10 protein-coding genes are annotated in these 11,503 nt (G+C 40.7%); all 10 read right to left on the reverse strand.

Annotated features, from left to right (window positions below):
* Positions 1–104: 104 nt before the first annotated feature.
* The 10 genes from ACTQWB_RS11060 to ACTQWB_RS11105 all read right to left on the reverse strand — a co-directional run bounded on the left by ACTQWB_RS11060 (position 105) and on the right by ACTQWB_RS11105 (position 11,347).
* Entirely contained in the window at positions 105–296 is a 192-nt protein-coding gene (locus ACTQWB_RS11060; RefSeq protein WP_441501565.1) for a KilA-N domain-containing protein, read from the reverse strand.
* Between the two features lie 428 nt (positions 297–724).
* A complete protein-coding gene (locus tag ACTQWB_RS11065; protein WP_441501564.1) occupies positions 725–2,254 on the reverse strand; it encodes an RNA-binding domain-containing protein in 1,530 nt (509 codons plus the stop codon).
* A 250-nt stretch (positions 2,255–2,504) separates the two neighbouring features.
* The gene (locus ACTQWB_RS11070) at positions 2,505–2,834 is read right to left on the reverse strand and encodes a helix-turn-helix domain-containing protein (protein ID WP_441501563.1); all 330 of its coding nucleotides are present in this window, start codon (positions 2,832–2,834) and stop codon (positions 2,505–2,507) included.
* Between the two features lie 452 nt (positions 2,835–3,286).
* Complete coding sequence (locus tag ACTQWB_RS11075; RefSeq protein ID WP_441501562.1) at positions 3,287–5,023, reverse strand: leucine-rich repeat domain-containing protein; 1,737 nt, start codon at positions 5,021–5,023, stop codon at positions 3,287–3,289.
* Positions 5,024–5,093: 70 nt separating this feature from the next.
* Entirely contained in the window at positions 5,094–5,618 is a 525-nt protein-coding gene (locus ACTQWB_RS11080; protein ID WP_441501561.1) for a hypothetical protein, read from the reverse strand.
* A gap of 58 nt (positions 5,619–5,676) precedes the next feature.
* Positions 5,677–6,528, reverse strand: a complete 852-nt coding sequence (locus ACTQWB_RS11085) for a hypothetical protein (protein ID WP_441501560.1) — start codon at positions 6,526–6,528, stop codon at positions 5,677–5,679.
* Positions 6,529–6,581: 53 nt separating this feature from the next.
* Positions 6,582–7,208 carry a response regulator transcription factor gene (locus ACTQWB_RS11090; protein ID WP_019160599.1) on the reverse strand — a complete coding sequence of 209 codons (627 nt, stop codon included), beginning with the start codon at positions 7,206–7,208 and terminating at the stop codon, positions 6,582–6,584.
* A complete protein-coding gene (locus ACTQWB_RS11095; RefSeq protein ID WP_441501559.1) occupies positions 7,156–8,541 on the reverse strand; it encodes a sensor histidine kinase in 1,386 nt (461 codons plus the stop codon). Before ACTQWB_RS11095 ends, ACTQWB_RS11090 begins: the two co-directional genes overlap by 53 nt.
* Positions 8,496–10,163 carry a histidine kinase N-terminal 7TM domain-containing protein gene (locus ACTQWB_RS11100; RefSeq protein WP_441501558.1) on the reverse strand — a complete coding sequence of 556 codons (1,668 nt, stop codon included), beginning with the start codon at positions 10,161–10,163 and terminating at the stop codon, positions 8,496–8,498. The genes ACTQWB_RS11095 and ACTQWB_RS11100 overlap by 46 nt, the downstream gene beginning before the upstream one ends.
* Before the next feature lie 146 nt (positions 10,164–10,309).
* Positions 10,310–11,347 (reverse strand): DUF4428 domain-containing protein, encoded by a 1,038-nt coding sequence (locus tag ACTQWB_RS11105; RefSeq protein WP_441501557.1) that lies wholly within the window; start codon positions 11,345–11,347, stop codon positions 10,310–10,312.
* Positions 11,348–11,503 lie beyond the last annotated feature (156 nt).

The raw sequence follows: 11,503 nt of genomic DNA on the forward strand, positions 1-11,503 counted from the left end.
GTTCAATCGCAATGTCCTTATATGCATATGTGCCACCATATTTTCCACACTTTACATATAATCCAATGGCATTTGTTTTATTTACCCCTTCCGAAACTTTTCTCCTAAGTTTCCAAAAATTTCAATGTATTTCTGTTTCTTAACCAGTTTTTCACAATATCTGCACAATGAGAATCTCCTGACTTTGCCTTAGCAATATCTGTAATACAAATATAATCATCTAACTCTTGTTTTGAAATAGAAATCTGCACATTTTGTATTTCAATCACTTTACTTTGGTATGCTTTCTGAAACACACAAGCTCCCCCATCCCGTTAATTCATTAGTATAATTTTCCACCCCCGGCAGTGCCTTTGCACCACGCCGCAAATATGCCTTCACTTTCTCTCCGTATGCTGCTGTCAAGTAAGGACTAATAAATTTTTATTTTTTATTTACTCCATAAAGGCTAAACCGCTGCGAATTCCATCCTGCTAAGGACGAAATTGCAGCGGTCTTATGTACCTGTTAAATGTAATCTTTTTCTATTGACAAAAGTATCTGTTTCCCATAGAATAATTTACAGAAGAAATGGGTTCTCACCGTACAGTATTTTACTCAAGCGGGCTGCTCGTTTCTTTTTTATTGCCAATTACCATTTTCATCGCCACTGGCAATGATATTCGTACCTTGTGGCAATGAAAACGGAAACTCCCTGTTTATTCTTCTTATTTAATCATTTATTTCAATGATAACTCTGTTTATCCACAACAACCCATTTCCCCTTCTGGGAAGACCCTATCCTTTCAATCTGACCTGTCTTCTTCAACTTTCTGATATAGTATTTTACGGTGTTCAGATTTAAATTCAAACGTTTTGCAATCTGACTTTGAGACAAAGTTGTATCCAATGCAATCAGATCAAGAATTACCGATTCTATACTTTCTCCAATAAGTTCACCATTCTTCACCGCAGCTTGGGTGGCTTGGGTAGTTTGGGTGGCTTGGGTAGTAAGCTTATTGTCTAAATATTCATCATCAAGGGGAACAATAATTCTAAACACATCCCCTTCTATAAATTCAGGCTCTTTCCCAGAATAATATTTACTGTATTTGTAAAGATTTCTCACACCTGATCCCAGTTGATCCGCATACCCTATATTTCTGAAAAACGATGCAATAATCGGATTCTTTGGATTAGGTTCCAGATTATCCGGTGTTATAATAGCATACTGAGAAGCCCTATTTGCGTTCTCAACATACATTCTTTCCCTTTCAATTACAAATTTTGCCTGATAAGAACTTGTATATTCTCTATGGATCAACGTATTGGCAATCATTTCACGGCTAATAATATTACGTAGACTCTTTCTCTGATCTCCTTCCAGAAAAAATTTATCCAACAGATGTTTTCGGCCAAACTCCATCAACTGCTCATAGCTTTCGATTAGATTTGTTTTGATAATCTCCCGATCGTCATAACGATCCGAATTGATTTTCCTAAGCAATGCATCCGTCACATAGGCTGGTGCAACATCCAAGATAACATCATCTTTACCAAGAAGCATCACTGCTGCAAGATTATATCCTTTTGCTCCGGTAATACGATCTGTCCCATAAAGATGAGCACTCCTTAACAGTTCCTCATCTGACATAGTATTCCACGGATGTCCCTGACCATTACTGTTATTTGCTGCCATAATTCGAAGCTTTGGTAATAAATCCAATCGCAAATCTTCCATTTTCACATATGGGTAGATTTTTCTTTCTGTAAAAATATCCTGCTTCCGTATATACATCTGCGCAATTTGTGCTGTAGCTGTAACCTTCACATCCGCATCATCTACCCGGTCATATATTACTTTTTTATAACTATGAACCTCTGCACTTGGTGGGACATGCACATGGATAATAATCTTATCTTCATAATTTACTATCTTTGGAGACAGATATATTGTAGGCGAAAACAGAGACGGGTTACTAATGCAACTGATAAAATTCTTAACCATATCCGCAGCTGCTTTTTCTGAGACACCTGATACAGTACCATCATCTAATACACCCATAAAAAGATCTCCACCAAAACGGTTCAGAAATGAACAGACAGTTTCATAAACATCATTCTCAATTCCATTTCCACAGCGTTTGAATTCTACTGCAATCGTTTCACCAATCTCAAATATAGATTTCATAGTCACCGAGTCCATATATCCCACCTCCATCATCCAGCTGCACTTCCCAGTTTTCTGAAGCTTTGCCATTTTCTTTTTGTTCATATAATATATCTATTTATTTTTCATTATATGGCATTTCATATGTTATTTCAATTATATTTAACCGACACATCCATTTCATTACACAAACATGTATTCATCCAAAATCAGGCAAAACATCAATTCGGCAGACTGTCCCTCACACACAACACCCCCGAGGATGTCAATTCATTGCTACAAAAAATATGCGGCTTTTTTGCCACGAAAATGGCTTAAAACCGCATATTTCTGTATAGAGGACGTTATATAATTGTCACAAAGTAGGTGGAAAGGATGTTACGTCATTGTCACACTCTGTATCATTATTATTTTTAGGTTTTAATGTAACTAAAATATCCAAATCCATCGCTGTTGCTAATTTTACCAACATCTCTAATGTTGGATTATATTCCCCACTTTCGAATCTTGATATATTTGTTCTCGAAATTCCTGCTCTCTCTGCCACCTCTGCTTGAGTTAATCCTTTTAACTTTCTTAAATATGTATATTCTCTAACCAATGATTTTCTGACGTTATTTTGTATATATTCTATATTGATTCCACTTTTATAAAACTGGCTATCTTCTTTTTTCTTAACACACAATTTTAGTCAAACCTTCTACATATTCGTAATTATCATCAACCTCAAAAGATATATAATCATTGGGGTCCAAATAAATCTTGCAATCAGGATAAAAATTATTAAATATCAGTTTTATAAATGAATTAAAGCACATTGGTTTTTCAATAAATATTCTACATTCCATATTCCGTGTAGTTATTGGGCTTCAATTTGAGCTGCAATCTTACCCTCATGCATGACCTCATATGAGATTTCTGTTCGTCAGACCAGAGATTTGCCCGTGAGTTAGTATGTTCCTCACATCCAGCTTCCTTCAGATTCCATCTCACGATGGACACCCTTGCCTTCGGCTATATCCTTCCCACTACCGGGCGGATTCGGGACTTTAACCCGTTAGAAACGTGCGCCGCTATGGCACACATAAAAATAGCGGCAACACTGCCGCTATTTTTGATTGAACACATCTGATAAATCTACTGTTCTTTTTCCATCTTTGGACTTGCCGAAAAACAGTCATCCGGTATTTTCGTCAGACTTTCCGGCATATCTACCTGCTCCAGATTATCACAGAAGGAAGCAAATGTTGACGGTAATTCCGTTATCCCTTCACCCAATGTGATCTTTTTGATTTTTGATCCGGAAAAAGTTCCGAATCCTTCGAAAATACATTCCTTTCCAAAGACAGCTTCCTCAAATCCAGTGTCCATGAAGCAACAGCCTTTTACTGTTGAACCATCTCCTATATGTATGTATCCCCCGGCTCCTGCTCCACTGAAAGCGGAATCCCAAAGATAATTTTCACTGGCAGGCAGTTCCACATCTCTCAAGGCTACACAATCTCTGAATGCAGATCCTTCAATTTCTACTGCCTGATTACCGAAAACCACAGTTTCCAGACTGGTACAGCCTGAGAAAGCATAGCCTCCAATCCAGGTCAGAGAATCCGGAAGTATTATTTTTTTCAGACTGGTGCAGCCCTCAAATGCTGAAACATCAATATAACGCATTCCCTCCGGAACTTCAACAGAAGTAATTTTTGTATTATCCTTAAATGCCAGTGTAGCAACACCATTCATTACCGTGTCTTCAATGCTGGAAGGCAGAACAAGCTCCGTTCCTTCTCCTGTATAACCACTCAGCTCCTCATAGCCATTTTTCTCATAGCCACCATTATCCTGCTGTTCCTTCTCAAGCTGTTCCAGGTCAATCTCCAGACTTTCCAGCAATGTTTTCATCTCTTCCCTGTCCAGGAATTTCCAAAGTTCTTCTTCCGGACAATCTGGAATACTCACCAGTATGCTTAAAATATACTGATCTGTCAGATCCCTGTAAAGGGTAATGTCTCCTTCCTTCCTGCGGCATGCCACATAGTAATGGCTTTCCCCCACATCTGTTTCTTTTATTTCTCCGTCTGCCTTTCTTTCTGCATTTTTCTTTGCATCCGGGAAGTGGATGATCTGAATATTCAGGTTGCCCTCATAAGCACACTGGATCTTTCCATTCACAAAGAACTCTGCATATTCTCTGCCCTGCCACCGGGTTGGCAGTTTCACAGAAATTCCTTTGGCAGTCACCTCTTCATACTCAATTCCTTCCTGGAATTTTATTCCTTTCATCACCGTCTGTATCAGCTTATCTTCCATCACAGTATAGATATCATCAAAACGCTCTGTTGTTTTTACTTCAATCTTCAGACCATCCCAGTTTCCCACATAATGATCCTCATATTTCAGAATTGCAGCATATTCTCCGCTTCCCAGATATACTGCAGTCTGATCCGGTCCGTTTTTAGCTTCATCCAGATTAGAGCTGAATACAATTGCATTCATACCACTGATAATGGTTTCTTCTGTTTTTACCTGTTTTGCTCCTCCTTCACGGGCATTCTGTGCATATTCAAGCTCCGTAATGCGATTAGAAAGCTGTCCCGCTGTTATAGGAGCAAGTGTCATTGTCCATTTCCCGTCTGGATCTGTAAATTCCAGATACCCTTCTTTTTCTGTCGGTTCTTCTGCTTCATAGGGAAGAGTAACCGTAAATTTCCCCTGCCCATAATCATATTCTTTATACTCCGGCAGTGGTGTGGGTGTTGCCGTAGGTGCAGGAGTTGCTGTGGGCGCTGCTTTTTCAGATTTTTTCGCACCACATGCACACAAAAGACAAACACACAAAAATACAATCGGAAGCATCACTCTTTTTAAACTTTTCATAGATTTCTCCTTTCTGACTCCTTCCTTTCGTTACATAACCTTTTTCCTTCTCTAATTCATAGAGCTTTTATCATGAGTTAAGACGCTGTCCGCAATATTCACAATTGCTCAGACGTCCTTTTATTACCTGATTCTTTGCACCGCAGCTGGTACAGGTAACTGTAATATAAATCTTTTCATTTACACGTCTGTTTGGTGCAGTAATCATAATATAATTTCCTTCTCTGTCTATCTGGATATTCCGGATATATCCCCCGGCAATAAATTTTTCCAGTTTTTTTACTGCGCCTTTTCCCAGCTCCTGTTCAAGTTTTTCAAATGAAACCGTATTCTGGGCATAAGATTCAAACCAGCAGGCAATTTCCCTGACTTTTTTCTTCCGTAATGCTTTCTGGACTTCCCTGAAAGTCGGATATAAAAATAACAGGCAAAGCAGAATCTCTGTTACTGCCATTCCCCAGCGTCCTTCACCAATATACTTCCCCGATGCACCAATGGCTCCCAGGGATAAAAGTATGCAGAAGCCACAAAGAACCCACTTCAGTTTTCCCAACACCCCTGCTTTTTTATTTTTTTCTGTCAAAAAATCATTCATGTCTGTTTCCTCTTTCTCAGATTAATCAAAATTCTATGATATATTGGTGAAGCTTCTGTCAGCCTGCACCTAGCAGAAGCCATGCGTCACCTGACGGATCATAATAATAAACCACATTATCTCCTACTGCATAATAATGTTCTTTTGTAAAATAATCCTCATGATCTGTTCCCAGAACAAATACCGGACAATTTCTTCCTTCAATGTACTCCTCGGTACCTGTATACCACAGAGACATACCAAGACCAAGGTAATAGCTGACTTCATCTGTTACTGAGAGCTGTTCTCTGGCAATCCTGATATCCAGTTCTGAATCATACCCCGGGTCATACTCATCCCAATTATAATATATGGAGAAATCATAGCAGTGGGTTTCTGCTGCAAGATGTCCATCCTTTAACGACACCATAGGATGATATTGCACACTCATATCCTGCTTCTGTACAGAAACCATCACATTGGAATGAATCTCACTCACATTGCAGCGCAGGATAATGATTTCATTCTCCTGTCCCCTATAGTATGGAGAGTTCAGATCATCCAGATATTCCCCTTCTTCCGTAGGCTGAGCCGGATAAACGCTGACCCTGCAATCATCCCCCGGGACAATGGCATAAATTTCATATCCCCCTGCATCAACCACTGTTCCATCCTGTAAAAAAGGATACGCAGCTGCCACTTCTCCCTGTCTGGTATATTCAAGTATCTCTGCTGCCTCTGCACCTTCATAGGTATATCCCAGAAATGCCATTCCGGCCTGACATTCATTTTCCCTGATAATGTCCTGCAGAATTGCCAGATTCTCATCTGCCCCAGGTGCTCTGGCAAATACTTCTCTCATACCTCCACCATGGATACCAAAAGACAACAGTACCGCACAAACACATACAGCAACAGAATATTTTTTCATACTCTCATCCCCTTTCTGCTCCTACCAGAATCACTTTACATTTTATCAAATCTCTATTTCAACGTAGTTACAATCAGCTTACTTTCCAGTGCAGCCGCTATCAGATCTTCTTTACAACTGTATCCTGCTCTGGCGATCATTTCCTGAAAATTCCATCTCACCCCGGAGGTAGAACATTTCATTTCCCGCGCAATCTCTGAATATGACATTCCACGGATATACAGGCGGAGCATCTCCAGCTGTCTCGGACTGATATCGCCGCTTGTGATCCAGTTAAGCTCCACCTTCGGTGTCACATCCGGAAATACACGCTCACCATTTAGCGTTCTGTGGATCACACTCCGTATTTCCTCTTCCCCGTGATCCTTATACCAGAGACTGTCTGCGCATCCACTCTTTGCCCTCTCCAGCACCTTGGGATCGATCAAAGAAGTAACAATTAATACCTTGGTATATGGATACTTTTCCCTGATCTCTTTTCCGGCACTGAGCCCATCATGATTATGAAACGTCTGCACATCCATGATCACAAGATCAATTGCCGAATAATCACAGATTTTTACAGCTTCACGTGCATCTGAAACCGTCTGAACATGTCGGAATTCCGGCTCCTGCATAATAATATATTCAAAATACTTCTGCATGATCTTCTGATCTTCTACTATCAGTATCCGTACCATCGAATCCCATCCTTTCTGCCAGAGGCATTTTCAATATCAGACAAAACTCAGGGGAAAAAGAAACCTGCATCCTGCATTTCCCTGATTCAGCCGCCTTTCTCAGCGCAGATAAACCACCGCCTTCTTCTGCATTTTTGTCAGGCACCTCTCCATCATTGGTAATCTGAACAGTATATTCATCTGCATTTTTGTCTATCTTCACCCAAACAGTGCTACCATGGGCATGTCTGGCACAGTTTGTCACACATTCACGGATTGCCCTGTCTGTCAGAAGCCTGTAAGATGGATGCATGGGAAAGTTCCCACTGATCTGAACTGAAATTCCAAGCTCTTCTGCATGTCTGATCGTATCCTCATATACTTCCTCCATACTCTCAACAGCAGAACCGGTAAGAATATAAACCAGATGTTTCAATACAGACAACTGTTTATCCATTTTATCCGGATCTTCTTTTCTTTCCAGTATTCTGCGTATTGACAGAAGACTTCGTCCAAAATTGTCATGAACCTGCATTTTCATGACAAGCGTCTCCTGCTCTCTGATTTTATCTCCGATTTTTTCGTACATTTCCTCCAGCTTATGATTCAGAATTTCCAGCTTTTCATTGTTTGCCCTGATCTTTTCACCATTGTAATAAATTTCTGATACATTAACTGCCACTGTCTGCAGATATCCTGCACAATCCGGTTCCTGCAAACCATACTCCTGAAACATCCAGACGGAACCATCAGGAAAATAAAACACATTACTGTCTTTGCTCAATCTGCAAAGACCTTCCGATTCAGGTTCCCCACTCATTGCTTTTCTTAATGCCTCATAATCCTGCAGATAAGAACCTGTCATGATTCTGCTCAGCTCCTGAATCTTGGTATTACACAAAACAATCCTTCCAAGAGGATCCGAAAAACAGACCCCACAGGGAACATCATTCACAGCCTCATTCACGGACCAGTAAGACAGAGAATGATGATATCTGTGTCTCTCGCTCCGGATTGCCCTGCAAAGATAAAGCACCAATCCCATAACTACTACCATTAAAACACTGACCGGATAACCCTGAAGCATTGGCTGATAGGAACTTTCTCCCAGACAATATCTGTGATCATTCATCAGAGCGCCCATGAACATAAAAGAAACAGCAAAGACAGCCACTGCCGTTACGATTTTCTTTTTCCCGGAAAAGCAGGTGATTCTTACCAACAGGAGGATTAATTCCAGAATCATACAGATTTCAAGAAGAATCATTAGAAAATCCTGCATTGCCATACTGCATTCCACAAAACTGATCATCTTCCGCCTCTCTTTCTGAAGACGATACATCTGATAAACCATTCGTTTTCATCTTCCTGCTGCACTTTTAATTCCGGTCTTTCTGACATGAATCCACGCAGATCCGCCTCTGATACAATATGAACTGAAATCCGCAGAGCATCATCAATCTGCGACACACGGTAAAAAACAGACTGCATGATATCAACCAATCGTTCCACAAGCCATTCAAAGGTGTCATAGCATTTTAGTATATCATCTGCATTCAGCTGCACATCCACATTTTCCACGTAGTAGGCAGCCCGGATCCTGCATAATTTTAAGCTGTCACAGGATTCCGCCAGGCTTTGTCTGAGATCTTCCATTGTAAGCAGATTTCCCTCTGATGCATATTGTGTAAGTACCAGATTCTTCCTCCGCTTCAAATACGTACCAACAACTACAATTTTACCGAGAATCCGATCATATTGTTCCCTCGACTCTGTCCGCTCCAGCTCATTCATAAACTGTGACAGCAATTCCAGCTGACCGGCGGTCTGATTCTGTATCATATTTAACAGACGGTTCTGTTCTTCTGTCTTTCTACGCTCAGCCTCTTTCTGATAAGCTTTCTGTAACAGACGGTTTCTGGCCGTCAGTTCCTCCTGCTGTTCCCGAATATCCTGATACTGATCCAGCAGTACCGAAATATCCTCTGACCAAAACAAATGTCCTCCCCTTATAGGAATATGGTTGATCCGGATTCCCTGTTCCTGTACTGATGATCTGTCTATTATGATTTTACGTAGTTCAGGTGACAGCTCAGGAAAATCGCCGGAATGATAATAGCGCTGAAAAGAATAATCTGTAATCTCTGCATCCAGTCCTCCCGAAGTCTGGAATAATTCAAAATATCGATTATTGGTCTGTATCAATCCACATAATATGCACCCCTGAAAAATTGCCGCCATTAAAAGGCAGCACACTGCCGTCATATCCCCTGCAACGATTTTAATGAAAGGCAGGCGGAGTATATTTCCGATATTCCACCCCAGAAGCAATATTCCCGGAATCATCGGCAGCCAGAACTGTTTCTTTCCCGGAATTCTGCTTTTTCTGATCAGTATGATTTCCATCCCTGTCAGACAGATCAAGATCCATCCCTGGATCACCATAAAAACAATGCCATAGCTGTAATCTTTATCCGAAAACGGAGGCTGTTTGGAAAAACGAAATACCAGCTGATGCAAATCATTTGTAAAAACACTTACGATCAATACCGCCGCCACAGTCAGCAAAATTATGATCTTTCTGACCGTTTTCTCTTCCTCCTTTTCACCCAAAAACATTGCCGCTGCCAAACCCAGAACCGGAATCAGAATCATGGGAATATAATATAGGTACCAGCAGATATGTTCTCCAAGAGGATCATGAAAAATATGAAATTTTACTGTCCGCACAAAGAACCAGAATACCATCAGACAGCCAATTGCAGTCAGGCATCTGCGCGTTTTTCTATGTACTACATGCTTCTCCAGATAAATCACCCAGGCACAGTACATTCCCAGATAAATACAGTTACGGCACTGATCTGCCAGATTTCTCATGAAAACATTTTCCGGTCTCGCCTGCCTGCAGAAATAAGCCAGCAACACACTTATCAAAATCACTCCATATGACAGAGTCCTCTTTTTATTATATGTCATGAAAATTCCTCTCTTGCCAATATATTTTTATAATAATTATACCATAAGGCACAATTTTATCATATAGTTTTCAGAGAAATCTTCTATTTTCAGAGTTTTTATCACAAACAGAGTGAACAATTATGTCCACTCTGTTTAATCATTGCTTAAAACGGTCTTGGCTGACCACAGTATTCACAAAACCTTCCGGTATTCTCTGCACCACACTGACATTTCCACGAACTGCTATTCTGCTGCATTCCTCCGTTCATATTCATTCCCTGCATTCCGGACTGCATTCCTCCGTTCATGTTCATTCCCGGCATCCCGAGTTGCATTCCTCCGTTCATGTTCATTCCCGACATCCCGGGCTGCATTCCTCCATTCATGTTCATTCCCGGCATTCCGGACTGCATTCCTCCGTTCATGTTCATTCCCGGCATCCCGGGCTGCATTCCTCCATTCATGTTCATTCCCGGCATTCCGGACTGCATTCCTCCGTTCATGTTCATTCCCGGCATCCCGGGTTGCATTCCTCCGTTCATGTTCATTCCCGGCATCCCGGGCTGCATTCCTCCATTCATGTTCATTCCCGGCATTCCGGACTGCATTCCGGCTGCGTTTGGTGTCAGTGCTGCAATAATCTGATAAGCGGTCTGCTCCACTTCCATCAGTTCTCTTCTTTTATCACTGCTTATGGAAAAAGTATTCAGGCGAAAATCCATATCATCAAACCACTGAGTTCTCACTTTAATACGCATGGTATAATCAAATTCATATTTATATACCGGTGGCTGATAACTTACATTTTCTCCATCCTTTGTATATGTTTCCTCATGCTGCTGTTGATCTACATCAACTCTGCACTGTACAATGGCTGATAAAGGAACTATGTCCGGGTTTTCATTGACATCCAGTTTCCGCGCGACAGTAAAATTTCCTTTATTATCATCAATAAAAACATTGTAATTTCTGGTATTGATCTGGCGGGTTATGCAAAAATCCATTACCGCTTTTTTGTTTTTTTCACGATATTCCAGCTGACGTTTGATATCCTCTACCGTACTATGCCGCCGCTCCTCAAACCATGGTGACAATTTTTTCGCACAATCCTTGCACAGATTTCCGTCATCCAGTTTTCGATTTCCCAATAAACCAATTTTCTCTCCGCAGATGTCACAGATTTTCTTATCAAATAATCCCATACCCTATCCTCCTCATATAATCAAGTGTTTTTATTGAAAATTCAAGGTTTTTCAACCTTTCATATCTCAGTGAATAAGCCACAGCTATGAGCATTTCAATGTATCAGGTACTGAAATAGTGGTTAAAGGGTATACGAAATAAAACGTCATTGATTT

The sequence above is a fragment of the Blautia sp. HCP3S3_H10_2 genome (assembly GCF_052122375.1).
GTDB lineage: Bacteria > Bacillota > Clostridia > Lachnospirales > Lachnospiraceae > Blautia_A.